The following is a 717-nucleotide window of genomic DNA, read 5'->3' on the forward strand; positions in this document are numbered from 1 at the left end:
CGCTCCCGGCGCTCCCGGCGCCCCCGGCGGGCACGGCGGGCACGGCGGGCACGGTGAGCTCGGCGGGCACGGTGAGCTCGGTGAGCTCGGTGAGCTCGGTGAGCTCCGCGGCTTCGGCGGGAACGGAGGCTTCGGCGGGAACGGCAGGCGCAGCGGTCGCGGCGGACTCGGCAAGCTCGGCGGCTTTGGCAGGCTCGGCGGGAGCGAGGAGTTCACCGGGGGGCTGCGGGTGTCCGGTAGACCCGGCGGGATCTTCCATCTGCGCGGCGGGCTCCGCAGCTTTCGCGGCTTCGGCGGGTTCGGTGGGTTCGGCGACTTCCGCAACTTCGTCAGGCTCGGCGGGAGTAGCAGGCGCGGCGGCTTCGACAGTCGCGGCGAGCTCCGCAACTTCCGTGGCTTCGGCAGCCTCGGCGGGAGCGGCAAGCACGGCGGCCTCGGTAAGCACGGCGGGCGGGACGCCTTCGGCAGGCGCGGCAGCTTCGGCAGGCTCGCCGGCTCCGGCGACTCCAGCAGGCGCGGCGGCTTGGACAGGCGCGGCAGGCTCCGCAGCTTCCGCGGCTTTAGCAGGCTCGGCGGGCGCGACACCCCCGGCGGCTCCGGCAGGCCCGCCGGCCCCGGCGGGCTCCGCGGCTTCGGCAGGCGCGGCAGGCTTCGCAGTTTCCTCGCCCTCGCCCGTGTCCGTCTTCCCGGACCGCAGTCCGGGAAGACGGACACGGG

At 76.0% G+C, this 717-nt stretch carries 2 pseudogenes; one reads left to right on the forward strand and one right to left on the reverse strand.

Going from position 1 to position 717, the window contains the following annotated elements:
• A pseudogene (locus tag JHN45_RS53885) lies at positions 1-259 on the reverse strand (molybdopterin molybdenumtransferase MoeA); the annotation flags it as partial.
• Between JHN45_RS53885 and JHN45_RS52335 the strand changes: the two are divergent.
• A pseudogene (locus JHN45_RS52335) lies at positions 230-717 on the forward strand (hypothetical protein); the annotation flags it as partial. The pseudogenes JHN45_RS53885 and JHN45_RS52335 sit on opposite strands and share 30 nt — an antisense overlap.

This window comes from Streptomyces sp. MBT53 (genome assembly GCF_016654115.1).
Classification (GTDB): Bacteria; Actinomycetota; Actinomycetes; order Streptomycetales; family Streptomycetaceae; genus Streptomyces.